Source organism: Natronoarchaeum sp. GCM10025703, from assembly GCF_042661985.1.
Lineage (GTDB): Archaea > Halobacteriota > Halobacteria > Halobacteriales > Natronoarchaeaceae > Natranaeroarchaeum.
In genome coordinates this window covers 239,284-264,928 of the sequence record NZ_JBHSZF010000002.1, presented here as the reverse complement: position 1 = coordinate 264,928, position 25,645 = coordinate 239,284, and the positions used below count along the sequence as shown (strand labels likewise).

General features: G+C 58.1%; 22 protein-coding genes and 4 pseudogenes. 12 read left to right on the top strand and 14 right to left on the bottom strand.

Features of this window, described 5'->3' with window-relative positions:
• Positions 1-254: 254 nt before the first annotated feature.
• The 3 genes and pseudogenes from ACFQH2_RS18410 to ACFQH2_RS18400 form a co-directional block, all read right to left on the bottom strand.
• Positions 255-722 carry a PAS domain-containing protein gene (locus ACFQH2_RS18410; protein WP_377050685.1) on the bottom strand — a complete coding sequence of 156 codons (468 nt, stop codon included), beginning with the start codon at positions 720-722 and terminating at the stop codon, positions 255-257.
• A gap of 307 nt (positions 723-1,029) precedes the next feature.
• A pseudogene (locus tag ACFQH2_RS18405) lies at positions 1,030-1,573 on the bottom strand (IS6 family transposase).
• Between the two features lie 19 nt (positions 1,574-1,592).
• Entirely contained in the window at positions 1,593-1,976 is a 384-nt protein-coding gene (locus ACFQH2_RS18400) for a transposase (protein ID WP_377050683.1), read from the bottom strand.
• A 130-nt stretch (positions 1,977-2,106) separates the two neighbouring features.
• Here ACFQH2_RS18400 and ACFQH2_RS18395 point away from each other — a divergent pair, with 130 nt between their 5' ends.
• The 4 genes from ACFQH2_RS18395 (at position 2,107) to ACFQH2_RS18380 (ending at position 9,032) form a co-directional block, all read left to right on the top strand.
• A complete protein-coding gene (locus tag ACFQH2_RS18395; RefSeq protein ID WP_377050681.1) occupies positions 2,107-2,292 on the top strand; it encodes a hypothetical protein in 186 nt (61 codons plus the stop codon).
• Positions 2,293-2,499: 207 nt separating this feature from the next.
• A complete protein-coding gene (locus ACFQH2_RS18390) occupies positions 2,500-3,840 on the top strand; it encodes an RNA-guided endonuclease TnpB family protein (RefSeq protein WP_377050679.1) in 1,341 nt (446 codons plus the stop codon).
• Between the two features lie 402 nt (positions 3,841-4,242).
• On the top strand, positions 4,243-8,160 hold the full coding sequence (locus ACFQH2_RS18385; protein WP_377050677.1) for a DUF4350 domain-containing protein: 3,918 nt from the start codon (positions 4,243-4,245) through the stop codon (positions 8,158-8,160).
• Positions 8,161-8,192: 32 nt separating this feature from the next.
• Positions 8,193-9,032: a PGF-CTERM sorting domain-containing protein gene (locus ACFQH2_RS18380; protein WP_377050675.1), complete on the top strand. Its 840-nt coding sequence runs from the start codon at positions 8,193-8,195 to the stop codon at positions 9,030-9,032.
• Positions 9,033-9,285: 253 nt separating this feature from the next.
• Here ACFQH2_RS18380 and ACFQH2_RS18375 read toward each other — a convergent pair whose 3' ends face one another.
• Positions 9,286-9,591, bottom strand: coding sequence for a putative quinol monooxygenase (locus tag ACFQH2_RS18375; RefSeq protein WP_377050673.1), 306 nt, complete (start codon positions 9,589-9,591; stop codon positions 9,286-9,288).
• A gap of 178 nt (positions 9,592-9,769) precedes the next feature.
• Positions 9,770-11,373, bottom strand: a pseudogene (merA, locus tag ACFQH2_RS18370) (mercury(II) reductase).
• 75 nt (positions 11,374-11,448) lie between these two features.
• Here merA and ACFQH2_RS18365 point away from each other — a divergent pair.
• Positions 11,449-11,795 (top strand): annotated as a pseudogene (locus ACFQH2_RS18365) (winged helix-turn-helix transcriptional regulator).
• Between the two features lie 82 nt (positions 11,796-11,877).
• On the top strand, positions 11,878-12,138 hold the full coding sequence (locus ACFQH2_RS18360) for a PaaX domain-containing protein (protein WP_377050667.1): 261 nt from the start codon (positions 11,878-11,880) through the stop codon (positions 12,136-12,138).
• A gap of 56 nt (positions 12,139-12,194) precedes the next feature.
• On the opposite strand, the gene ACFQH2_RS18355 is transcribed toward ACFQH2_RS18360, so the two are convergent.
• The 4 genes from ACFQH2_RS18355 to ACFQH2_RS18340 form a co-directional block, all read right to left on the bottom strand.
• Positions 12,195-12,677 (bottom strand): dihydrofolate reductase, encoded by a 483-nt coding sequence (locus ACFQH2_RS18355; RefSeq protein ID WP_377050665.1) that lies wholly within the window; start codon positions 12,675-12,677, stop codon positions 12,195-12,197.
• 55 nt (positions 12,678-12,732) lie between these two features.
• The gene (locus ACFQH2_RS18350; protein ID WP_377050663.1) at positions 12,733-13,044 is read right to left on the bottom strand and encodes a hypothetical protein; all 312 of its coding nucleotides are present in this window, start codon (positions 13,042-13,044) and stop codon (positions 12,733-12,735) included.
• 113 nt (positions 13,045-13,157) lie between these two features.
• A complete protein-coding gene (locus ACFQH2_RS18345; RefSeq protein ID WP_377050661.1) occupies positions 13,158-13,514 on the bottom strand; it encodes a hypothetical protein in 357 nt (118 codons plus the stop codon).
• 158 nt (positions 13,515-13,672) lie between these two features.
• Positions 13,673-15,100: a dihydrolipoyl dehydrogenase gene (locus ACFQH2_RS18340; protein ID WP_377077090.1), complete on the bottom strand. Its 1,428-nt coding sequence runs from the start codon at positions 15,098-15,100 to the stop codon at positions 13,673-13,675.
• Positions 15,101-15,320: 220 nt separating this feature from the next.
• Here ACFQH2_RS18340 and ACFQH2_RS18335 point away from each other — a divergent pair, with 220 nt between their 5' ends.
• The gene (locus ACFQH2_RS18335) at positions 15,321-16,139 is read left to right on the top strand and encodes a universal stress protein (protein WP_377050657.1); all 819 of its coding nucleotides are present in this window, start codon (positions 15,321-15,323) and stop codon (positions 16,137-16,139) included.
• Between the two features lie 226 nt (positions 16,140-16,365).
• Here ACFQH2_RS18335 and epsC read toward each other — a convergent pair whose 3' ends face one another.
• Positions 16,366-17,232 carry a serine O-acetyltransferase EpsC gene (epsC, locus tag ACFQH2_RS18330; protein ID WP_377050655.1) on the bottom strand — a complete coding sequence of 289 codons (867 nt, stop codon included), beginning with the start codon at positions 17,230-17,232 and terminating at the stop codon, positions 16,366-16,368.
• Between the two features lie 133 nt (positions 17,233-17,365).
• On the opposite strand from epsC, the gene ACFQH2_RS18325 reads away from it, so the two are divergent.
• Entirely contained in the window at positions 17,366-17,566 is a 201-nt protein-coding gene (locus tag ACFQH2_RS18325) for a hypothetical protein (RefSeq protein WP_377050653.1), read from the top strand.
• A 189-nt stretch (positions 17,567-17,755) separates the two neighbouring features.
• Here the strand turns inward: ACFQH2_RS18325 and ACFQH2_RS18320 are convergent, their stop codons facing one another.
• On the bottom strand, positions 17,756-18,649 hold the full coding sequence (locus ACFQH2_RS18320) for a bifunctional methylenetetrahydrofolate dehydrogenase/methenyltetrahydrofolate cyclohydrolase (protein WP_377050651.1): 894 nt from the start codon (positions 18,647-18,649) through the stop codon (positions 17,756-17,758).
• Between the two features lie 302 nt (positions 18,650-18,951).
• On the opposite strand from ACFQH2_RS18320, the pseudogene pabB reads away from it, so the two are divergent.
• Both pabB and ACFQH2_RS18310 read left to right on the top strand, forming a co-directional pair.
• A pseudogene (pabB, locus tag ACFQH2_RS18315) lies at positions 18,952-20,459 on the top strand (aminodeoxychorismate synthase, component I).
• A complete protein-coding gene (locus ACFQH2_RS18310; protein ID WP_377050647.1) occupies positions 20,459-21,031 on the top strand; it encodes an anthranilate synthase component II in 573 nt (190 codons plus the stop codon). The pseudogene pabB and the gene ACFQH2_RS18310 overlap by 1 nt, the downstream one beginning before the upstream one ends.
• Positions 21,032-21,053: 22 nt before the next feature.
• On the opposite strand, the gene ACFQH2_RS18305 is transcribed toward ACFQH2_RS18310, so the two are convergent.
• Entirely contained in the window at positions 21,054-22,910 is a 1,857-nt protein-coding gene (locus tag ACFQH2_RS18305) for a BCCT family transporter (protein WP_377050645.1), read from the bottom strand.
• Between the two features lie 48 nt (positions 22,911-22,958).
• Positions 22,959-24,221: an NAD-binding protein gene (locus ACFQH2_RS18300; RefSeq protein ID WP_377050643.1), complete on the bottom strand. Its 1,263-nt coding sequence runs from the start codon at positions 24,219-24,221 to the stop codon at positions 22,959-22,961.
• Positions 24,222-24,384: 163 nt separating this feature from the next.
• Here ACFQH2_RS18300 and ACFQH2_RS18295 point away from each other — a divergent pair, with 163 nt between their 5' ends.
• Positions 24,385-24,795, top strand: a complete 411-nt coding sequence (locus ACFQH2_RS18295) for an EamA family transporter (RefSeq protein ID WP_377050641.1) — start codon at positions 24,385-24,387, stop codon at positions 24,793-24,795.
• A 111-nt stretch (positions 24,796-24,906) separates the two neighbouring features.
• Positions 24,907-25,287, top strand: coding sequence for a Rid family detoxifying hydrolase (locus ACFQH2_RS18290; protein ID WP_377050639.1), 381 nt, complete (start codon positions 24,907-24,909; stop codon positions 25,285-25,287).
• 10 nt (positions 25,288-25,297) lie between these two features.
• Here the strand turns inward: ACFQH2_RS18290 and ACFQH2_RS18285 are convergent, their stop codons facing one another.
• Positions 25,298-25,573 carry a hypothetical protein gene (locus ACFQH2_RS18285; protein WP_377050637.1) on the bottom strand — a complete coding sequence of 92 codons (276 nt, stop codon included), beginning with the start codon at positions 25,571-25,573 and terminating at the stop codon, positions 25,298-25,300.
• Positions 25,574-25,645 lie beyond the last annotated feature (72 nt).

The following is a 25,645-nucleotide window of genomic DNA, read 5'->3' as shown; positions in this document are numbered from 1 at the left end:
GTAGCAGCGAACACGCCTCGGTGGTCAGGGAACTCCCGCACCCGCAGAACGCGCCCGGTATCGTGAACCTTTTTTGCGGTAGCAGCGGTTGCTGATTCGAGAGTATCCGTCCGATATATTCCATCGTCACTTCCTACGATGAGCATATGTCTTTTTGATCGAGGGGATAGTTAACCGTAACCGAAAACGAGTTTGTATAACTAAACTAATGAGTGTTGAAAGTACGGGCACGATCCAGACGCCGGTACAGACCGTTACTCATCTGAGGCGGGGGTGGAAGATACCGTATGGTCGAAAATGGCCTCGAGATTGCCCGTATGTTCCTTGCGCTCAGTGAGGGCCTGGGCGATTACTACGAACCCACGAAGCGAGTCATCCTCCGCTTGGATTGGCTTGATAACTCCACTCGCCCAGAATGAGGACCTGTCTTTTCGACGGCACCAGTCTTCGATACGATATCCGTCATTCTCGGTCGCCTCCTCGATTGCGGTCCATGGCTCGTTGCGTTCGTCGAGATCTGTAGGAGCAAGAATAGAGACCTCTTCACCGAGGATCTCTTCGGTATCGTATCCCGTGATCTGTCTGGCACCCCTGTTCCAACTTATGATGTATCCATCGGGGTCGAGCAAAAAAAGCGCAAAGTCGGGAGTCTCCTCGACAAGCGCCTCGAACTTCGGGTCTAAATCCGTCTTTTCAAACGGATCTGTGCTATTAGCAGTCATAAACTTCCGAATCCGAAAACGTGTTTTTACTGCGCCTGGTGAAATACCACAACATCCTCCTTCATAAACTACGCCTATCAATCATCCGAGACCAACGATTCAATGGCTAACTATAGTCTTTTTATAGAAGAAAACGACGTAATAATGGTAGTATACTTAGGTATATCGTCGAATTACACTACGAACATCCATCTCGATTTGCGATCACTGCTTCGGGTCCGTTCGATAGTGAGGTACAATGCATCGAGGCTTATTAAATAGATCGTGTTCAGATACGCTGATTCCATGTGAAGGCAAAGGATCGGTGCTAGTCATCGGCAGTTTTCGTTCCGGCGTGTCTAAAATTATTTTTTGACAAAGAAGTTGGTCGTTTTATATCTTAAATTATAGTTTCAACACTGTTTCGATTTCCTCGTTTTCCGTATCTGAAATCGTGGTCGGTCGTTTGCGCGCCGTTTGCAGTGAGGTCGCACCATCGAGGAGAAACACCGTTTTCTTAATATTGTGTTTCTCCTATAGTGCGGCGAGGAGCGACTGAGCGAGAACGGAAATAGTGGCTGATTCAAGCGTGTATGGAGTATTTTGTGGGTCTCTGGATCGACAGCAGCATACAGTCAATACTGCTGGCTATTGAGGAGGATCGCGGTTTTATCAACCGCAATGTGATTCGGGCTCTGTGGATATTCGGGCTGTAGTTCGGCTTTATGAACGGTAGATCAAACACATCTAACAACAAATAGCTCAATTCTTAATATAGTATTTAAAAGTTATAATTTAGCGAGATAGTGCTGAATACCGGGCCTCATCAGTAGCTCCGGTATCGGCTCTGGGTCCACAAAAGCTGTACTCATCGACAGAGCTATGATAGATTCAAGATGGATCGATTGATCCCAGTGCTGGCCGGATAGCGGCTCGAAGTTCGTCGAGACTTCCGAAGTATTGATTTTCAACGGTCTTCCTGAACTGTCGCCAGCACGTTTCGGTTGGATTCAAATCAGGCGATCCTGCGGGAAAATATGCCACGTCGATGGCTGTCTCCTCAACGAAGTCCTTGATCTTGTTGCCGATGAAATGCGGCGCTTGATCCAGTACCATGATGAAGTTCTTGCCAGACTTTTCCTGAAGCGTTTGGAGAAACCCAACTGTGACTTCCTTGGTGAACGAATCATTACGAAAGTACAGGCGAAAGCCCACGGCTTTAGCCGTGGGATAAAGACGTGGGAAGGGGTCAACAACGATATTTGAGCTATTCACACCTCAGGGACGGAACGGCGTCCGAGGTGCCAGTCGCGCACGGGTTCGGCGTGTCACACAGCGTGTGTGACAATATCCGACCCGCACTGCGTGGTTATTTTTATATTGTTTCCCTGCATAATCTGTGTGTATGGGTGACACAATCACCTGTCCGGAATGCGGTGACGAGGCTGAATCGATGGAGGAACTCGAACAGGCACACAAACACGAGGTCCCAGAGTTCGAGGTGGAGGATGACGGCGGGTTCAATCTCCACGAGAACAAGGATCTCTTTCTCTGCAAAAGCTGCAAGAATCCGCTCGGAGTGCAACGTTAGCAACGGTCGTCGGAACGTTCCATAGCCGGTTCCCAGAGGATCCTTTTCTGTCGTCTCCAACAGCTGGAAGGGCCGGCACTAGTCGCCCGAATCCAAAACTGAATATCTATAAAGGATAGCAGCGCGAGTACCCCGACCCACCGTGGTCGGGGGTGAAGCGCGTCACAACACGAACTTTTAACAAGTCCCAAATCATACCAGAATACAGTGCAGTCGTCCAAACTCACCCAAACCTTGTCGTTCGGACTAGACATCCACACGGGGAGTGACGACGACCTGCAAACCGGCTGTCTCGAATCACGACGTATCCGCAACGAAACCAACCGCCTCGACCGACAAGGCGGTGACTGGAGTGACATCAAATCAACTGTCGTGGATAACGCGAACCACGTCAAAAACACCAGTCAACTCATCGTTGACAAGGCACTGGGGGAAATCGAAACGTACCACGACAACAAAGACGACGACTGGGGTCGGCCATACCCCTACATCGACGGGATGTACCCGATGGTGATGAACCACGAAGAAGGCTACCGCCTATTCCCCGAAGATGGTGGGTTAATTCGGTTCCGAGTCACGGCCACGAGAGGCACCCACCTCAAAGGTGAACTCCGTGGCAGCCCCGACCACTTCGACCGACTCCAGACAGCGTTCAACGACGATGAGTGGCGGGTTGGAACGGCTGAAGTTGTTCACAAACACGACGAGTGGCGGCTCCACGTTACCGTCACACACGAGACGCATCGAGTCGCCAACAAAGTCGATGCAGATACGATTGTTGGCGTAGATGTGAACGAGGACTGCATCGCTCTCGCTGCGATGAGTCGTGACGGCGCAATAAAGGACTCAGTAGTGTTTGAGTATCCGTCGGTGAAAGAACAGCGCCACGAGTTTTTCACCAAGCGAAAGCGGATGCAGAAAGCAGGACAGACCGCGTTCGAGACGGTCGTTCAAACTGAAGAACGCGACTATGTTCACGACTGTCTGCACAAAGTATCGCGTCGAGTAGTTGAATGGGTGTTGCAGTTCACGAACCCGCTTTTTGTCTTTGAAGACCTCAAAGACATGCGAGACTCCATCGACTACGGAACGCGAATGAACCGTCGCCTCCACTCACTGCCGTTCGCTGCACTCCAAAACATGGTGTCGTACAAAGCTGCGTGGGACGGGATTCCCTCTGACGAGGTTGACCCTGAGTACACGAGTCAGCGATGCCCGAGAACGGAGTGCCAGCACACTGAACGAGGGAATCGCCACAAGAAACGGTTCAAGTGCGAGAAGTGTGGTTTTCAAGACCACGCTGATAGGAAGGCGGCGGTGTGCGTTGTGCAGAACTGGTTAGACGAAGAAACTGGAAATGTGCCGTCTCTCAACAAGCTTCCCCGCGTGAAGAAGATGAGACGGGCGGCATCGGGGGCTGGTGGAGGCCCCGACTCTCACGGAGCAATTTACGCTTCGGGTGTTCACCGACACGGAACGTCGGCGCAAGACTCTCAGAGTCAAGCGCGAGAGGAATTAAAGACCGTTGCCTCAGCTGTGCAGGACTAAACACGGACGCCCCGCGCCACCGTGCGCGGGGTATTTCACACAGGAGGAGTGGTGGAACCTTCAGCGGTAGAAATCACCCATCTGGACAAATAAATCTGCGGCCGACTGCTGGGGCGCACTCTACTCCACAGAGTTTTGTACAGCCTTGGCACCCGAACAGACCGGAACATAGTATTCTATACTGGAATAACTGATATATATTACAACTAGTAGAAATTAAATACCACCAAGCGAATCCTGGAAACGTGATAAGTCACTCAACTGTGATGTCGGCACAGGTAACGAACAGAAACTGGTTGGCGACTGGTATCTTCGGAGGGGAATCGTATGACTCCTGACGATTCATTGTATTCCACGGCTGTCCGGCTGTCAGTTTTCGCAGCAGTATTGATACTCACAATCATGGCGGCCACGGCGGGGGTCGGTGCGATGGCGGGAAGTTCGAGCGCGCCGGTCGACGGATCGCTCTCGCAGTTGGATACTCAGGAGAAGACTGCGGATCTCTCGGTGGCTTCGACCGAGATAGACGTCGAGTTCCTCGGTACGGTCGAAGACGAACGGATGGTCACTGTCACGGCAAACGATGTGACCAGAGACGGTACCTTTGTTGACGGTGAGACGGTGGCATTCACCGTTGGTGACCAGGTAGCTGCAAAGACCACTGTCGAGAGCGGAACCGCCTCGGCAGAGTTTGACCCTGGCACGCTAAATATAGCCGCAAACCAGAGTTCCGAGGTCGGACTTGCCGGTGCCACAGTCTCGGAGCCCACAACGGTCACAGTTGTGCACGAGGCGGTCGACCTCGATGATGGCTACAATCTCGCCTCAGTGCCGCAGTCAGCGACACTCTCGGTCGAGCACGTCGCTGCGGTGAACGCCTGGGATGCCGAGAAGGGGACCTACGACACCGTCACAGATTTCACCTTCGAGTCCGCGCGGTCCCTCCACGGTGGGATCTACGTGGTCGCGAACGGCGATGAGGCGCGTCTCGGCTACACGTACACCGACGACGCCCCGGCTCCCGGGGTCGTCGAAATGCCTACAGGATGGAACTTCGTCGGTTCGAACTTCGCAATCGACAGTTCCAAAGAGGGCGATTCGCGCTCGCTCCAGACGGACCTTCCCGACGTCGATGCCGGGACGCTGACGGTGTTCGATGTCGAATTCGACTCACAACTCACTCCGAGCACAGAGATCGGTGCGTACCAGCCTTACTGGGTGTACGTCGGGTCCGACAGTGGGGTCGACCGGGCAATCGTCGATCCGCCGTACGACCGTGTGGATCGAACGGGAGTTCTCGCCGGTAGTGGGTCACAGAGTGCTCTCACGATTGAGAACAACGCGCCAGCAGTCGCACCTGCAGGTGAGACCATTACCATTCCGGCAGCGGTGACGAACACTGCTGATACCGAGCAGACTGGTGTCGATGTCGAACTCGTCGTCGCGGACCAAACGGTCGCGACGCAGAATGTAACCGTTGCCAGTGACGATAGCCAGACCGTCGAGTTCGTGGTCGACGCGAGCACGCTCGGGGCCGGCCCCGGTGAGACGGTCGAGCACACGGTTTCGACGCCCGACGATCAGGATACCGCGACGCTCGAACTGGCTGAATCCACGGACCCGATCATTCTCGACTCCGTTTCGAGCCTGCTTGACGATGCTGGAGATCCGCTCACTGACGACTCAATCATCGCGCTTAGCGCCGAGTCGACGGCGACCAATGGCGATGAAGATGGCAACGGCGATGCCGTCTCCTACCCCGACGAGGCGGACATCCCCGTCGTTGCTGTCGACGGCACTGTCGTCGGCGTCACTGGCCCCTTCGCGACGACTGGGACCAATTTCGCGGAGTATGGCAACGAGGAGTATCTGTTGAACCTCCACGACGAACTGCTCGGTGGAAGCGGTACCGTGCTTCACGATGAGGGCCATGGCCAGTACTACACCCTCGCGGACAACGGCGGTGACGATTTCCAGGCGTTTGCAGAGTACGCCGAGGAGAACGGCTACACCCACCAGGCGACGACGGATCTGGAGGGTGAACTTCCGGACGCCGATGCGGTCGTGATCACTTCGCCGTCGGAGGCGTACACTGACAGCGAACTCGACGCATTGAGCGACTTCGTCGACGATGGTGGTGTCGTCTTCCTTCACGACCAATCGGACTTCAGTGATTACGACGAGACGGCCAACCACAACGAGATTGCTGATGCGGTGAACGCCTCGTTCCGGTTCAACGACGATCAGGTGTTCGACGAGACGGCAAACGCCGGCAGTAGCTTCCTGCCGGAGACGACGAACGCCAACACCCAAGCGTTCCCCGAACTGTTCGTCGACCGAAGCGGCCTCGGCCAGGAACTCGAGACGTCAGAGAGCTACGAGGTCGAAGTCGTTAGCGTTGCTGATGGCGACACTGCAGACGTCAAGTTCCAGGACGGGACAGTCGATACGGTTCGCATTCTTGGGATCGACACGCCCGAAACCGGGTCTACGGACGAACGACTCGTGGAGTACGAGGGAATCGACGATGGACCGGCGCTCAAAACGAAGGCTGACAGCGCAAGTGCGTACGCGAAGGACACCCTCGAAGGCGAGACGGTCACACTCTCGTTCGACGATAACGAAGGGCTTCGCGGGAACTTCGGACGACTGCTCGGCGTTCTCGAACTGTCGGATGGCACCGTCTACAACGCCGCAGTGATCGAGGACGGCTGGGCGCGGGTGTACGACTCCGGACTCGAGCGTCACGACAAATATCTGGACCTCGAAGCGAGCGCGCGTGAGGCGAACCGCGGGATGTGGAACATCTCCGATCCGGCGGCCACACCGGAAGTCGGTGACGAGCCTGTCGAACAGTTGTTCTTCCCGGACCCGGTCGAAGTAACCGGCAGTGACGTTCCGGTTCGCTCGGAAGACGGCGACCCACTGGTCGCACTTGATGCCGAGGCAGGCGTTGCAGTCGTCGGCGGCCCGCTGATCGAAGAAGGCTTCGAGAGCGGGGAGGGTGGCCCTGGGACCGACGAATACGGTGCGTACCCGTTCATGACGAACGTGATTGACACCGTCGGAACGGGGACTGGCCCGGTCGTCGTTGACGGCGGTCACGGCCAGTTCGCCGCCGACTTCGCGGTCTCCGCTGAGGACACCGCATACTACATGCGTTATCTCGAGGGGCAATCGACGGCCGAAGATGAGTTCATTGGACTCGAAGCAACGACGGAGCTGACCAGCGAGGCTGGACCTGACTTGCTCACTGACGGCGGCGAGCCGGCAGCCCGTGCGCTGATCATCTCGACGCCGACGAGCGAACTGACTGCCGCCGAACGATCCCTGATCGACGAGTACACCGACGCTGGCGGGGCAGCCATCCTCGTCGGCACTGCTGCGGACACGGACGCGCTCGACAACTTCGACCCGTTGCTGTCCGACCTCGGGACGGACGTCGGCTTCACAGCGAATCCTGTCACCGATGAGACGAACAACCTCGCAGGCGATTCGGCTGTACCGACTACAGCTAACTTCGACGACGCGTTCCCGGGGCTGTTCACACCCGTCACTGATGACGGATCAACCACGGAACCGGTGACGAACGAGACTATCGACCCACTGGTGTTCGACTCGGCGTCGACGCTGCTGAACGAGAACGGCGAGCCACTCACTGACGAGTCGGTGACAGCCGTCTCTGCGAAGTCGACCGCGTACAACACCGACAGCGATGGAAACGGTGACGCCGTCTCGTATCCCGACGGAACTGACATTCCTCTCGCTGCGATTGACGGTACTGTCGTCGGGATAACCGCGCCGCTGGTCGGTGACGGCACCGACTTCGAGGCCTACGGTAACGACGAGTTCCTGTTGAACCTCTACGACGACCAACTCGGCGGAAGTGGCACCGTACTCCACGACGAAGGCCACGGTCAGTTCTATGACCGGAGTTCCTTCGCCACGTTTGCGAGTACAGCAGAAGCGAACGGCTACACTTATCAGGCGACGACGGACATCGAAAACGATCTCCCGGACGCCGACGCGGTCGTGATCACCTCGCCGGGAGCGTTCACGGACAGCGAACTCACCGCACTGACAGCGTTCGTTAACGACGGTGGCGTCGTCTTCCTTCACGATCAGTCGGACTACAATGACTTCGACGAGACAGCTAATCACAACGAGATTGCTGATGCGTTGGGTGCTACGTTCCGATTCAATGACGATCAGGTTCAGGACGACGAAAGCAACGACGGAGTCGAGTTCGTTCCGGTGACCGACGATTTCGACACCGAGGCGTTCCCTGGCCTCTTCGAACTTCGTAACGGGGGCGCGTAGACAGCGTGGCCATGTTCGGGTCAATTGGTGATATGAGTCGATGTCATCTCGCCAGATCTGATGCGTGTCGTCGGTGTAGAGACGGTACACAGGCCACACGCATCGCAATCGGTGCCGTCGTGGCTGTCGTCCTCGTCTCGCTTACGTTGCTCGGCGGGCCTGCAGTCGCGGCCGGTCAGGAGGCTCCCGGTGAACCAATCAACATCTACGGAACGGCCGAGGACGAGTCGGGCGCTCCGGTATCAGCGGGCGCAACGGTCTTTGCCATCGTCGACGACGAGGTTCAGGACTCGGTCGAGGTTTCAGGAAACGGTGCATTCGGTGGCCCCGCGGCCGGTGACGGCAAACTGACCGTCGACAGCGGTGCCGGTGAGGAGGTAGTGTTCACCGTTCAGTCCCCGAGCGGTCAACAGGCCGTCGAGAGCATCGAACTCTCGGACGCAGATGGAGTCGTCAAACAGGACCTGACGTTCCTCATCGACGACGATGAAGACGATCAGTCCGATGAGGACGAGAAGGAGCAGGCGGACGACGAGGAACCGGCTGACGAGGACGGAGACGACAGTGATGGGGACCAGGATGATGACGGTGCGGATGACACCAGTGGGGACGACGATGAGGAGAACCAGACTGGTGACGATAGCGACGACAGTGATAATAAGCAGGCAGACGAGGGCGATGAGGATCAGTCTGATGACTCTCCGGACGACAGCACAGAAGACCCGACGACCGAGCAGCAAACGGACGACGGAACGAGCGATGACGCCGATAGCGACCAGTCGGATACGATCCCCGGATTTGGGATCACCGTGGCAGTTATAGCGCTGCTAACGGTCGCATACGTCCGACCACTCGGAGGTGGGAATCGATAACGGCACTCGAACCAGTACCGGCCACGTTCGAGAGCGCGGTGCTGAAGCGACCTCGCTGACAGCCGAAACGGACGCTGGCGGTGAGTTCGTAGTATTATTTTTTGACTGCCTTGTTTACACTATCCGCTCCCGTGTCTGGTTTGCCGAACGAAACCGACGCTTCCCCGGTCGTAGCAGAACTCACCAGAACGCCTTCTGTTGACCAGTGCGTGCCGAACTGCTCACGGCAAAAAACACGTGCGGAACAGTCCTTTTAAAGTTCGAGCTCGGTCGCTGATTCGACCTCGAACCGGAGGACTTCGGGCTCTCCCGCGAGCAGGTCGGGGAGTGCCTCCTCGAACTCCTGGAAGTGGTCTGTCTGAGAGTGGGCCTCGAACGCGGCGTCGTCTTCGTACTGCTCGAAGAATCGAGCCATGTTTGGGTTTGAGACGTCCGTGGCGGCCTCGTACTCGATAATCCCGTCTTCCTCTTGTGACTGTTCGACGAGATTCTCGATCAGGTCGAGTGCATCATCGCGGCTCGCTGGGTCGAGTGGAAACGTCGCGTGTAGTACTATCATCCACGTATAGTAGGAAGGCGCTTCAGTATCAACCCATGCCGTGTTGGTGGCCGAATTACACTACCGGATCACAAAACGGAGCTAGCTACCGCGGTCAGGGAAGGTCGGGGACGCTACCCACGGTGGCTGATCTGGAAGGGCGGGTGATGGAGCGGGTTTTCCGATCCGTGGCCGTGTCTCACTCGATACAGCAACTCATCGTCGACGTATCACGCCGGAACGCCTGACAGGCCTGTTTGAACGCCTCGCTGAACGTCGGGAAGGGGTGGACAGTATCGATAATGTCGTCGACGGTCAGGCCGAACTTCACAGCCAGGGTGGCTTCCATGATCATGTCGGCGGCGCGGGAGCTGACCATGTGGACGCCAACAATCTCATCGGTCTCGTGGTGTTTGACTACCTGAACGAGGCCGTCGGTGTTTTTGACCACTTTTGCTCTGGGGACATCCGCCATCTGGACGGTTCGACACGAGCAGGTGCCGTGTTCGTCGGCGTAGTCGAGTTCGGTGATGCCCACCGAGGCCACCTCTGGACTGGTGAATACGACTTCGGGAACCGCACCGTAGTCGATAGTGGCCCCCTCGTTGTCTTCTCGTGGGCCGCTCGAACGGCCCGCGGAGCGTTGTTCCGCGTTGCCGAACGCGTTCCTGACAGCGTGGTTACCCTCCTTGGCGGCCACTGTCTCGAGTTCGGGGTCGCCGATGACGTCACCGGCCGCGTACACGTCGGGGTTCGTCGTCTGGAAGTACTCGTTGACCCGGACGGTGCCGTCGGTGGCAGTCTCGATGCCGGCCTCGTCCAACCCGGCGTTTGTACTGTTGGGCTGGACGCCAGTCGCGACAAAGAGGCTCTCGGCTGCGAATTCGCGAGTATTGCTGTCGATCACGGTCTCGACGGAGAGGCCGTCCTGTGGCGCTGTCCCGTTGACTTCCGGCGAGTGTACGCGCTGGAAGTCGGTACCGGTCTCCACCTCGATACCTTGCTCCCCGAAGGACCGTTGTATCTCCCGCCCCAGCAGGCCCTCCATGTCCGAAAGGACGTGCTCGGAACGCTGGAGGATAGTGACATCGACGCCAACGCGGTGGAGGATCTGCCCCCACTCGAGCGCGATGTATCCACCGCCGATGATGACGATGTCTTCGGGTAAGTCGCGCTCGTCGAGGATGGTTTCGCTGGTGTAGTACTCGACGTCATCAGACTGCGTCTGATGGGCTGACGAGCTTCGCTCGTCAACGTCGTCGAGGCCCTCAATTGACGGTACCCATGGTGAACTCCCGGTAGCGACGAGCGCCTTCTCGCCGGTAATCCGTACTCCTGCGTCGGTTCCATCGACGACTTCGATAGTCGGACCGGACCGTGTCCGGGTACTGTCTGCTCTCGGCTGATTGCCGGAGGAGTTACGCTCCTTGTTGTCGACCAGCCGTCCGTACCCCTCGTAGATATCGGTCTCGTAGTGGTCGGCGACGTCGACGTAGTTGGTCTGTCGGAACCGGTCGACGAGTTCGTCGGTACCGTCAAGTGCGCTGCCCAGTCGACTGTCGGTTTGTCGCTGTACTGGACGGCATCGAACGGGTTCTCCCGAGCAGTGGCTGCGGTCTCGCCGACCGCGAGGAGGTGTTTGCTGGGGACACAGCCGACGTTCACGCAGGTCCCACCGATGGGTAGCCCCGTGTTCACCATCGCCGTCGAGAGTCCGCGGCGACTCGCTTCGGTGATGGCTGCGAAGGCGGCCGCCCCGCCGCCGAGAATCACGAGGTCATACGAACGGACGTTCTGAGTCATTACGCTTGATTTAGAATGCGAAGTAATTATACTGTAGAGTCCAAAGCAATGGAGTACGTAGGAGGCTACGAAGCTATGGCAGATCCAACCTCACAACCCGCTCCCACCTGCAATGTGGACGGAACCTGTTACTGTCCGCTAACCGGTGTCATCGACACGCTCAGTCAGAAATACGCGATGCAACTGATCAGTATCATCGGGGCTCACGAGTCACTCCGATTTGCGGAGATCGAGGACCATCTCGCGAGCGCCAGTACGTCCACCATCTCGAAACGACTCGATGAATTCGAGGACGCTGGTCTGATCTCTCGAACCCAGTACAACGAGATCCCCCTCGTGTCGAGTATTCGCTGACCCGGGATGGTGAGGAAGTGAGCACTCGGCTCGAACCGCTTCTGGAGTGGGCCGCTGGGGGCGAGTGACGGCCGACGAGTGGACAGATGTGCGACTGAGCTGCATATCCGACCTGCTGTTAAAACGGTTCCACTCGTGTATCTGGTAGTAATGATCGACCAGTCATCCCACTCAACCCAGCCAGAATCGTCCGACTTACGCGATCTGCCGCCGAGTGCAAAGCTAGTCGCGAAGGTTCTCGAATACGAGGGCGATAGTACACAGGCAAGTCTCGCTGAAGCGACGCTCCTCCCGCGGCGGACCGTTCGCTCTGCGCTCACCCAACTCGAGGAGAACGACATCGTCACGTCACGGATCTCGTTTATGGATGCCAGACAGCGCATCTACACGCTCGAGTTGTACCAGGAGTGATATATTGTGTTCGCCGTTCACCTGGCAGTCGCCACGAGTAAGAGGCCACACGCTAGTTAGCGCCGTTCTCGGACCCACTCTTCGAGGGTGAATTCGTCGTATGACGTGCGTTCGGCGACCTCCCATTCGTCAGGATCCCAGTCCGGGAAGTACGCATCGCCGTCGTATTCGCCGGGCACACGGCTGAGCACCATTCGGTCGACGACTGGCTGGAATAGCTCGTAAATGTCTGCCCCGCCGATTACGTAGGCGCGACCCTCCCCGAGCGAGTCGACGATCCTGACTGCCTCGTCGACCCCTGCTGCGTGATGGGCCGACTCGATATCGAAGTCGGACTCTGATCGGCTCAACACGATCTGAGCGCTTCCCGGAAGGTCATCGCGCATAAAGCCGAACGTTCGTCGACCGAGAATCACCGGCCAGTCCGCGATCCGGTTCCTGTACTGTTGCTTGTCGGCCGGAATACTCGGCCACGGTAGTTGGTTGCCCCGTCCGATGACGCCGTTTGCTGCCACTGCAGCGACTGAAACGAGTTCCATATCGTATGTCCAATCAGTGGTGTTCCCTTAAAATCGCGTCGCAGGTTCACCGCAGTCATGAGCTCTCTGTGTCCAGCCCCTTGAGGCGAACTGACGGACGCGAGGCAAGCATCAGGATCGCCCCGGCAGTTCCGAGGTTCAGGTAAATTGTCGGCCGATCGAAGCTCACGGCCACCTCTACAACTACCCAGATCAGCATCGCGACGGCAACGCCGACGCCTGTGAGCCACCCCAACCAGCGTCGCGTGTATAGTGCGTAGCACACGACTGCCGGGACGACCCCAAACACGACGAAGAGTATGAACCCCGTGACGAGGAAGTCCCCGAATGGCGTCCCGTCGAGTGGGGCCGCTGAGAGGTCGACCATCCCTCCAGAGGGTGCCACGAGCAAGGCCGTGCCGCCGATCAATGCATGAACCGACAGCTGGCGGAGCACCGCCAGGAGCAGCCACAGGATAGCCGGACGGTCGCAGGTGGTCCTCAGAACGTGATGATCTCGTAGTCGTCGTCGACCAGCGAACGGACGCTGGGGTGACCGTCGTGGTCATCGAGCGTTACGACGCCCGAATCGGCGACGGCGTCCTCGACTCCGAACGCACCGGAACAGAACTCACAGGCGGCGGCGTCATCGCGGACGGTCTGATACAGGTCGTGATAGTCGCTGTCTTCGTCTTCGAGTTCGGGAACCCACTGTGTCCCCGCCCCGTCGAAGATTACCTCGACGTCGTCGCCGTCGGTCTCGGCGAACTCCTTGGCCGTTTCGAGACCGTTCACCAGTCGACCGACGTTTTCGTGGCCTTCCGTCCCTGCGAGAATGATAACTGCTGCTTTCGTCATTACGTCTTTTCCTACTGGTCGTGACGGTATATGTTGGATGTAGTCGTGTGAGGGAGATACGACTGCGAGCAAGATTTATATATCATCTTCAGCCCGTGTCAACAAGGATCAGTGCCTATGTCCCCGACTCACGGCTCACCGGGACAGTCAATCGCCGATCAGTGTGAGTGACCGCCGTTTCCGCGCTCGAACTGTCCCGAAAAGCCGCGCTGGACGACTTCGGACAGCGCCGGATGGATATGGATCGAATCACGGATGTCCTGAACGCTGCCAGAGCCGGCTTTCATCGCCACGACGACCTCCTGAACGAGGTTCGAGGCCTCCGGGCCCATGATGTGACAGCCCAGAATCTCCCCATCGAGATCGATGATCGCCTTCAGGAATCCATCGGCCTTCATCGCGCTGCCACGGGCCGTTTTGTCGTACTGGTACGTCCGGGTGGCGTACTCGCTGCCCTCTTCCCTGAGTTCTCCTTCGCGTGCACCGGCGCCGGCAACCTCTGGAGAGGCAAACACCGCAAAGGGCATCGCCGTGTAATCGACTGGTTCGAGTTCGGATCCGAAGATGTTCCGGGCGACGGCCTGCGCCTCGTGGTTTGCGCTGTGTTTCAGCAGGTACTCTCCGACGATATCACCGAGCGCCCACACTCCGTCGGCTGTCGTCCGGAGATACTCGTCGGTTTCGACGAACCCGCGGTCGTCCGTTTCGACGCCCGCAGCATCCAGATCGAGGAGATCCGTGTTCGGTGTCCGTCCCGCAGCGACGAGCAATTCGTCCCCGGTTACCGTTACGGACTCCTCGCCGACGACGCCGGGATCCTCACCGTACTCGTCGGGCCGAGCCTCGACAGTTACCGATCCATCGGCCTCCGACACCGCGGTGGCCGCGTGGCCGGTATGAACTGTAAACCGTTCGTCGTAGCGCTCGGTAAATGCCTCTGCGACCTCCTCGTCGGCTTCCGGCAGCAGCGTCGGCCGACGTCCGACGATCGTCACGTCGCTCCCGAACGTCCCGAAAAAGTGGCCGAGTTCCGCCGCAATGTAGCCCCCGCCAATGATGACAAGATGGTCCGGTGGGGTCTCTAGCTGGAGTGCTTCGGTGCTCGTCAGGTAGTCGACCTCCTCGATCCCCTCAGTGTCCGGAATTCCGGGCCGGGTCCCGGCGGCGATAAGCACAGTTTCGGCCCGGATTCGACTCCCCTCGTCGTTGCCGCTAACGATTTCGACTGTCCGTTCGTCGACAAATCTGCCTTCCCCTCGTACAGATCGTGTTGATCGGACGAACGCAACCCCCGCTGGATCGAGTTCAGAATCAGCCTGAACATCTTGGTTCACCTCGCGAACGATCTCCGAGAACTCGACGTCGGTAATTTCGGCATCGATATGAAACTCGGCGGCCCGTTCGATCGTTTCGACCATGTCCGCATGGTAAAGCAGCATCTTCGACGGGATGCACCCACGGTTGAGACATGTCCCCCCAAGTGGACCTTTCTCGACGATTGCGACTGATTGGCCCTGATTCACGGCGACGCTTGCGACATCTAGTCCCGATCCGGAGCCGATAACCAGTAAATCAACTTCATTCATATGGCTTCTCTGGGTGCGGCGTGATAATAATCCCCGTGGCCGTTCGACCCATGTACACGTGCACTAGAGGGTAGTTACATCTGGACTGTTGGATGCCTTTTCAAGCGTCGTTCCCGATCCAGATAGTCGCTATCGTCTTGTCCGTCAGAACTCCTCGAAACAGGGGGCGGGAAACTCTCCCCCTTGGTTATTTGTCACAAAGGGTGGATATATAACTGTGATGTACGAAGTACTCGTTCCAGTCGATACAGACGAAAATCGAGCACTCCATCAGGCAAAACACGTTGCCCGCCTCTCGCGTACGGCCACGGAAGTCGATGTGACTGTACTGTATGTAACACCCCCTGACGAGTTCAAGAAAGCTGATACCGTGGAGTTTTCAGAAGTGGACGCGGCCGTCGAAGCGGCCGAGTATCTGGAAGAACAGAATATCCCTGTCAACCGGGTCATCGACAACGGGACCGTCTCCAGTCGGATCATGCATATGACAGAGGAGCGCGGTATCGACGAAATCGTCATGGGCGGACGAAAGCGGTCTGGAGTTGCGAAGATGCTTTTGGGGAGTACGGTCCAAGACGTTGCGCTTTCCGCAGAGGTGCCAGTCACAATAACTGGTGACGGAATGGTATTCGGTGACTCCATTGAGAACCTGCTCGTCCCCGTCGACACTGACACGGACCGAGCGCTGAAACAGGCCGAATATGCAACTAAGCTCGCTAGCAACCCAGAAGAGATCGACATAACAGTGCTGTACGTATTCCCGCATCAAGATTACAAGGGGGCTCCCGAGCACGAGTTCGCTGATGTCGACGCAGCCGTCGAGGCCGCCGTGCATCTGGAGGCCGAAGGATTCGCTGTCGAGCGGGTTGCAACCGGAGGAGAGGTCGCTGAGACAATTCTCGAACATGCTGACGACGCTGATGCCGATAGTATCGTGATGGGTGGTCGGAAACGATCGGGTGTCCAGAAAGTACTGCTGGGAAGCACGACGCAGGATATCTTCCTCTCAGCGGACCGGCCGGTCACGATCACCGGGTAGGGGAGTGAATTCATACAGATTGGGGGTGCCACGTTTCGACGGTGGCGTCGTCGACGGCTCGTGTGTCGACCATTTGCCCCGATAATATTGAAGGAGTAGGTGTGCCAAAATGCAACTAACAGACGTCACACCAAGATTGGCGCCCACGCCCAGAACACCGATCTCGATGGTCAGTGGGTAGGCATCTACCGTCTGGATGCTCGTCCGACCCAGCTGAATCGCAGCCTCAACGGTCTGTATCCTTTCGCTCCTGAGTCGGGTGATCGGTAACGAATACTTTCGTATCGTCTGGGACGTCCTCTGTAACCCACGAGTTCGCGCCGATACTGACGTGGTCGCCGACGGTAATCGCACCCAGCACCTTGGTCCCGGCCCCGATAACGACTTGATCACCGATGTCCGGGTGTCGCTTGTACCCCTTTTTTAACGCGTTTTCGTCGCTCTCGTGTTCCTCGAAGTGCAGTGCTCCGAGTGTTACGTCTTGGTAGATTCGTACCCACTCGCCGATGGTCGCAGTCTCACCGATGACGACGCCAGTCCCGTGGTCGATAAAAAAGTAGTCGCCGATCTCGGCACCGGGGTGGATGTCAATCCCAGTCTCTGTCTTCGCGTATTCGGTTAGCTCCCGGGCGTACTCAGTCGCCCCGGTATCGTAGATGGCGTGAGCGACCCGCTGGACCAGGATCGCGAGGAAACCGGGGTACGACCGGATAATCTCCATATACGTCTTGGCCGCGGGATCGCCCTTGTACGCCGCCTCGATGTCCTTTTTGAGTCGTGCACGGATCGACGGGAGACGATCGATGATGACGGCGACCCTCTCCGCAGGGTCGGTGTTCGCGTACGGCCTGATTCCCGCGAAAAAGAGCCCACCGAGTTCGTCGAGGTGACTCAGTACTGCGAGTTCGTTACGGACCAGATTGGTCGCGTTCCAGCATGTGGGAAAGAACAGCTCCTTCAGAATCTCGACCTCTCTACGTCGGTGCTCCCGCTCAGGAAACTCCATCTGTGTGTGGGTCGGGAACGGGTCAGTGTCGGCCTGATAGGCGCTGGACAACTGTTCGTGCGTGTCGCCAGTGTAACTGTATTTCATGATTAGTTGTTGTCGCTCCCAAAGCAAATAATTACAGATGAGGGCGGACGCTATCGAGAATCAAAATCGGGGAGTTGCCATCCTTTCTGGATCGGGAATAGCTATTTCTATTTGGACTCGGTATGTATCACCCATGAGTAAACAGTGTTACTTCTGTAACGGCATCGTCCTGACGGCGGAGACCTCTGATCTCCTCCTGCGGGACCACGGTGATCATGAGGTGTACATGCACGAACGCTGTGCACGGGGCCACAACATGATCGAATCGGGCCGGGATTCAAGCGGGACTGTCGAAATAACGTGTCCCGTGTGTAGCGCTGTGGAAAAGCGGTGATCGGGCTACTCTGTCATACTAGAGTTCGGTGTAGACCGATCCGGAGAACCCAAACTATAAAACAAATTTCATATCACGGTTGCGTCGTCACTGCGGGCGCGAGCAGTATCGTTGCGAGATACCGAAATTCGTTGCTGAGAAAGATTCAGTGGTATGAACGAGCCCATCGATCGGGCGTGTCAACGAGAATTACGGAAGATCGACATCGACACCCGACTGCAGGCTCGCACTCTTGACGGTGTTGTACATCAGCATCGCGATCGTGAGCGGCCCGACGCCGCCTGGCACCGGCGTGATCGCGCTGGCCTTCTCTTTGGCGCTCTCGAACTCGACGTCGCCGACGAGTTCGTACCCTTTCTCGGTGTCAGCGTCGACGCGATTGATCCCGACATCGATCACCGTCACGCCCTCCGAGAGCATCGATCCGTCGATCATTTCGGGGACACCGGCCGCAGCGATGACGATATCGGCTCTCCGCGTCTTCTCGGCCAGATTCTTCGTCCGGGAGTGACACACTGTCGTTGTCGCATTCCCACCGGCTCCATACTGGATGAGCAGGTTCGCCATCGGTTTGCCGACGATGTCTGACCGACCGACGACGACAGCGTCTTTCCCCTCCGTCTCGATCCCGGATTTCGACAGGATCTTTTGGACGCCGTGTGGCGTGCACGGCTTGTAGCGTGCGTTGCCAGCGACGAGTCGACCGACGTTCTCGGGGTGGAACCCGTCGACGTCTTTCATCGGGTCGATGCGCTCGAGGACCTCACGCTTGGGGATGTGATCGGGGACGGGCATCTGGACGAGGATGCCATGGACCGTCGGATCCTCGTTCAGACTGTCGATCGTGTCGAAGAGGACTTCTGCGGGCTCGTCCGGATCGATCTCGTGGTGGAAGCCCTCGATGCCGATCTTTTTACAGGCCTTCTGTTTCATCGAGACGTATGTCTCGCTGGCCCCATCGTCGCTCATCAGCACCGTCGCGAGTCCCGGTGTTACGTCTTCGCTCGCGAGCGTCTCGGTGCAGGCCGTTACATCGGCCGTGATCTGGTCGGCAATCTCGTTGCCGTCGATTATTGTGGTCATTGTTTGGGTGGTGTCGCTGTCGGCGAGGCAGTATCCGGTGGCACGGTCGAAACTGATAGGCAATCAGCTCCCGGCTTGCTGTCCAGCGTTCGCTATCTTACTCGGCACCATGTATTATAACCGACACTGTGGAATAGTCCACCCCTTGAAATAACGTCGGTTATTGAGCCGATCGGCCATCGGCGGAGCGGCGATGAAATCTCGAAGTATGCGGCGTACGCAAGGTTTTTGTCCGGATCAGCGCTTGTGGTACACAGGCACATATTTGAGAGAAAACTATCTCTCAACATAAAATTATAAAAATGGATAACATAGATATCGTTACCGACGAGATATCGTTCGTCGAGACCGCGAGGTCGGCACCGGTCGGTGCTCGCGTTCCGATCGAAGTGCGAGTCACAGTTTCAGACCCGTTCGAGGCGTACCGTCGTGCGCGTGACAGTAATACTGATGGCTTCTACCTGGAAACGACTGGCGGGCAGTCGGGATGGGGCTACTTCGGTGTCGATCCAGTCGAACGAGTCGAGGTCAGTCCGGAAATGGCGGACAGCAGCGAGAACGGAAGTGGGAGCATCGAGACTATCGATGAGCTCCTCAATCGGGAGCAACTAGTTCGGGGCAACTGCGACGTTCCGTACCCCTGCGGGGCGTTCGGCTGGCTATCCTACGACATCGCTCGGGAACTGGAGGAGCTACCGACGACAACGGTCGCCGATGGACTCCCCGCCTCCAATTAGGGGTCTTCGACGTTGTCGCAGCCTGGACGGAACCCCGTGATGGCGAGACTGAACTGCGCGTGACAGCGTGTCCTGTTGTCGACGGGGACCTCGCCGAGGTGTACGAGAACGGTCTGGAGACCGCTCGGACGCTCGCCGAAGATGCGCTTCACGGTGACAGGCACATCCAGGCACAGCCGATGGCGATGAATCAGGCAGCCTTCGAGAGCGAGTGTGGCGAAGCGGCCTTCGCCGACCGAGTCCGCCAGATCAAACAGTATGTCCGTGACGGTGATACGTTCCAGACGAACGTCTCCCACAGACTGACCGCACCGGCGGCGGTCCACCCGGTCGAGGCCTACGACGCCGTCCGACGAGTGAACCCGGCACCCTACTCTGGACTACTCGAATTCCCCGGTGTCGACCTCGTCAGTGCGAGCCCGGAGCTGCTATTGGACGTCGATGGTGATCAACTCCTGACCGAACCGATCGCGGGAACGCGCCCCCGCGGCGAGACCCCGGCAGCCGACGAGGAGCTTGAGGAAGACCTCTGTAGTGACGAAAAAGAGCGGGCGGAACACGCGATGCTCGTCGATCTGGAGCGTAACGATCTCGGGAAAGTAAGCGAGTACGGCACCGTCGATGTCGACGAGTACCGCCGGGTCGATCGGTACTCCGAAGTCATGCATCTCGTCTCCCTTGTCGAGGGGCAATTACGTGACGAGGTGAGTATCTCTGACGCCGTTGGGGCCGTCTTCCCCGGTGGGACGATCACCGGCGCACCGAAACCGCGGACGATGGAGATCATTGACGAGGTCGAGCAAACACGGCGCGGTCCCTACACCGGTAGTATCGGGGTCTTCGGGTTCGACGGGAAGGCGACGTTGAACATCACGATCCGGACTCTGGTCCACTACGAGGGAGAGTACCGGCTCCGAGTGGGTAGTGGGATCGTCCACGATTCGCATCCGGAGGCAGAGTACCGAGAGACGCTCGATAAAGCGCGGGCACTCGTGACGGCCGTCGACGAGGCGCTCGGCGAACACGGCTCGTTCTCCGTCGAATCCACTACCGATCCGATGGAGGGGACCTGATGATACTCATCATCGACAACTACGATTCGTTCGCCTACAATCTCGTGCAGTACGTCGGCGAATTCGATGACGTTACCGTTCGGCGAAACGACGCGATCGACATTGCAGGCATCCGCGAGCTCGATCCAGAGGGGATCATTGTCTCTCCCGGCCCCGGCACACCGGCCGATGCAGGCGTCTCGGTCGATATCTTCGCAGAAACGACGTACCCGGCGCTGGGAGTCTGTCTGGGTCACCAGGCCCTCTGTGCCGCCCACGGTGCACCCGTCGGCCACGCACCGGAGGTCGTACATGGGAAATCTTCAGAGGTCCGCCACGACGACACGGCACTGTACGACGGTATCGACGACCCCTTCGAAGTCGGCAGATATCACTCTTTAGCCGTCGACGACGAGGATCTCCCGGGCGTGTTGACCGAGACCGCACACACGAACGATACAGAGGGGATCGTCATGGGCGTCCAGCACGTCGACAGACCTCACATCGGGGTCCAGTTCCATCCCGAGAGCATCCTCACCGACGCGGGCAAGCGTATCGTCGAGAACTTCTGTACCAACATCGCGAGTGCGTAGGCGTCGAACCAGCCCTGTCTGTCTAGTCCTCTTCTGGTGGGTCGATATCGTGGTGCGCCTGAATCGTCGGCAGTCGATCGAGCACACGCCTAATCAGCGACGTGTGGCCGCGTTCGTGGCGATACCAGGTGACGGTTAACCCGCCCACCGCAACAAGTGAGATGACAGCGAATGGACCTCCGGTGAGGACAGCGAGCGCCTGCAGCGTTTCCGCGCCGCCGATCGTCAGCACCGCCACAGCGACCGTCCCCTGTAATACGCCCCAGAAGACGATATGGCTGGTCGACGGTGACACGCCGCGTCGGGCCGACAGGATCGAGACGACGAGCGTCGACGTGTCCGCCGAGGTAGTCATGAACACCAGAATAAGCGCCAAGAAAAGGAACATCAGGAGCTCACCGAGCGGGAGCGAGGCAAACAACGGGAAGCCGGCGACGGCCTCCGACCCACCGCGTGCTGCGATTGCGGCGAGTACGTCGGCCTGTCCGGAGTGCTGAACGAACAGTGCCGTCCCGCCGAGTAGCAGGAACCAGACGATCGTCGCAGCCGAGGTCGCGATCACACTCGTGAACACGACGGTTCGAACCCGCCGGCCTCGCGAGAGTGCGGCGATGAACAATCCGGCAAAGGGGGCCCAGGAGAACCACCACGACCAGTTCCAGACGGTCCAATTGGCGACCCACTCGTCCCCAATGTGGAGACTGAGTGGGGCGAACTCGGCAACGTACGTCCCCAGCGCCGCCGTACCGCGCTGGACGATGAAATCACGTGGCCCTACGGCGACGATGAGGAGTGCAAACAGAGCAAACAACACGATGTTGAGTCCTGCGATCCGCCTGATACCGCGATGGATCCCGGTGACGCTCGAAATGACGAAGATCAGCGTCAGCCCGCCGACGAACAGGATCGGTCCGAGTTCGCCCATCGAAACGTCCCACTGGTAGTCGATGCCAGCGAGGAACTGCTCGCTAACCAGCGCCACCGAGGTAGCGATGCCCCCGATCGTCGCAAACACGGCGAGCGTGTCGACGACTTTGCTCCACGGGGAATCGAGCCCATCGATCCCGAGAAACGGGGCGAGAATCGTCGAGACGCGAAGCGGTGCGCCGCGGTTGAACACGAAGTAAGCGATGGGGATGCCGATGACGGCGTAGGCGCTCCAGGCGGAAACGCCCCAGTGAAAGAGACTGTACACGAGGGCACTGTCGATAGCGCCACCCGACTGGGCCGCAGCATCGAAGTATGGCGGTGGACTCTCGTAGTGGAAGAGCGCCTCTGCCGGCCCCCAGAACACCAGTCCAGCGGCGATACCGGCGGTGAAAATCAGCGTGAAATACGTGGGATACGTGTATGTCGGCTCCGTCTCGGACCCGCCGAGCTTGATATCACCCCAGGGTCCGAGCAGGAGGAAGAAACAGTAGCAGACGGCCAGAAGCATCGCAGCGAGAAACAGCGGCCCGCCGTTTTGCAGGACCGCCGTTGAGACGCCCGATACGGCCGCCGTTGTCTGTGCCGGAAGGGCGATTTGCAGGCCAAAAAAGAGGGCGAACGTCGTGACCGGGACGAGCAGCGCCACGGGTTCGTTCCGGGAGAAAAACTCCGAGGCAGCGTTCCGAAGTTTCGTCTGACGAACCCGGAGGAGAATTTCAGCCGCCGATGTCTCTTCGGCGTCCGACGAGTATGGAATGAGCGCGATGTATCCGAGTCCCGAACTGAAGAACACGAGTGACAGCGAGAGCCACGCCAGACCGGTCACCGCGCTTCCAACGAACGTCGGAAAAAAGAACCCCGCGAGGATCACTGCGCCCGAGGTTACACATAGTGGTATCAACAGTCGGGCGACAGTTGCCTCGATACCACGGGTGTTGGAAGCAGCCACATTTCGACGCTATGTAACGAATACGTATATTACTACCCCCAATACGGGTCAGTCGGCCGTATCGGCCTCGCTGGGGTCCTCTGGCTGCACCTCGTCAGTGCCAAGCAGTGTCTGTGACTCTGCCCCCTCGAGTACCGACTGGCCGAGGAGCCGACCACCGATCGATCGGGGATTGATGACCTCATCGACGCCGACGGAGCGGAACTTCTCGATGTGTTTTTCCTGTGTTGCCGCCGCGACGATACGGATCTCGGGATCGACGTTCTTTGCTGCGATAACTGCCAACACATCTTTTGCGTCGTCGTTGCTGCCGACGACGACCCCGCTTGCGGTGTCTACGCCTGCGTCTTCGAGGACACTCTCGTCGGTTGGATCGCCGGTAAGCAAATTCAGGTCGTCGTGTCCCTGAAGTTCCGCGACGACTTCCTCATCTGGTGTTACCACGACGACTTCCGTCTCGTCAGTCAGTTCGTCGAGGAGCGATTCAGTGACGTCGCCATATCCGAGGACGACCACATGGTCCTCGAGAAGTTTGAGTTCTGATGCAGTCATGACTCCGACCGCTTTCGCCATTCGCGATTCGATAGCTGGACCGATGAGCGCACCTACGGCAACGGTAAACGCGCCGGTGCCAAACATGATGATCGAGAGCGAGAACCATCGGGCCTGGGCTGTTAGGGGTGTGATATCGCCGTATCCGACGGTGGCAATCGTGACGATAACGTAGTAGAGCGCATCGCTCCAACTGTTCAGTTCGAGGAACTGGTTGCGGAGCCCATACGCGCCGACGGTCCCGTACAGGACGACGCCGAAGATTGCCGACAGTGACGCGATCTGTAGCGGAGAGAGATCGATTCCCTGATCGAAGCGCTCTCGATTACGGAGCAAGAGCGGATACGTCACGGCGATGGTCAGAATCAGTGGGATGTCCGTCGTTTGTACCGTTGTGAGAAGGAGCGCCAAGAGTCCGGGAACAACGACGATTGCGCCCCGCCACGCGAGATGCTTCCGTCGCTGCAGGCCAACCGTTACGATGCCGAGAACGAACGCGAACAGGACGCCACCGAACCGTGCGAATCCCATCGGTACGTCGACAACTGCGGTGAGGGGCCCGTTGAGTGTCAGCGTGGCCTGGCTGAGATTCGACAACCCCGTCACGAACGCGAGTAGTGTGACGATGCCGGTCAGGATCACTGTGGGCTTGGCACCGGAGAACTCGCCCCATTCGACGAACGGGACCCTCTCGACATGGTAGAATACCTCGTCCAGCGCCGGTTCAGAGGGTCCGTCTCGTGCGTCTGCCACAATCATACTGTTATACTACTCGATATAAAAAGACACGCGTCAGTGAGTAGAGTGAAACATCAGGCTCTCATACCGAATCAATAATGTCCCGACAACAGCGACCGACCGCTAACGGGCGGCAGTCTATGTACCGAAGACACCGAGCGACTCCACTATCCGGTGGGTGTCTATGAACCCAGCCGTCCTGTTTGGCCTGGGAACGATGATCGCATGGGGGTTCTGGATCGCGTTCGGCAGCGCGGCCTCAAGCACGATGGATCCGGAAACGGCGGCCTTCATCTCCTACGCGACCGCTGCTGTCGTAACGGGCATCTACGCGGTCGGTACCGACGCATCCTTCGTCGTCACGAATCGAGGGATCCTCCTCGCGGCTGCTGCTGGCATCGCAGCGGCGGTAGGCGTCGTTTCGACGTTCGTCGGTACGACAGTTGGTTCGACAACCGTCGTCTCGACGATCGGAGGAATGTACTTTATCACCGCTGCTGTGATCAGCGTCGTCGCCTTTAACGAGCCGATAACGGGCACGAAGATAGCGGGTATCGGGCTGGCGGTGGCGGCTATCTTGATCATCAACCAGTAGTCCCAGTGCGGAACACCGATCTAACACAAATGGTTAGCAGCGAAGCAGGATATGCGAGAGTTCCCGATAGCGACCGGGATTTATGACGAGTGGCGAGGTACGAGTCGCTAGATGAAGCGTACTATCAGCACTGACGATGCACCGGTCGCAGTGGGCGCGTATAGCCAGGCGACTACGAACGGCGATATCCTGATCACTGCTGGCCAGTTGCCACTGACCACAGACGGCGAACTGCTCGACGACGAGTCGGTCGGCGACCAAACGCGACAGTGTCTGGAAAACGTCGCGGCGATTCTCGAATCCGAGGGACTTTCGCTCGAGGACGTCCTCAAGACGACCGTCTTCCTCGACGACATTGACGACTTCGATGCGTTCAATGAAGCCTACAGCGAGTTCTTCGAGGTCGAACCTCCTGCTCGGAGTGCGATCGGTGCAGGTGCAGTGCCGAAGGGCGCCGCCGTCGAGATCGAAGCGATCGCGTCGACAGAATAGCGCTCGCAGACTACCGCAGTTCCATCTGATCAGCCCGCTCGGCGGCGAGATCAGTAAGCTCGTCTACGCTGCTCTCCGAGCGGTCGGCGAGAACACGCAGCAACATTCCGAGGTGAACTGCCGCAGATTCCCGTAGTTCCTCTGCTGTTTCGGTATCGTTCCCGAGATAGTACTCGTGGCGGCCGTCTTCGTGGACAATCCCCGTGTAGACAGACCGCAACTCTTCCTCGGTGAGTGCCTCCGACGCCTCGTCTTTGACCTCCTCGAAGTGTGGATTCGTCGTCACGGTTTGGGTAATGGCTTGCTCATTCAAAGAACCTCGACCTTCAGCGTGGCCTATCCGACGGCGTCGTATAAT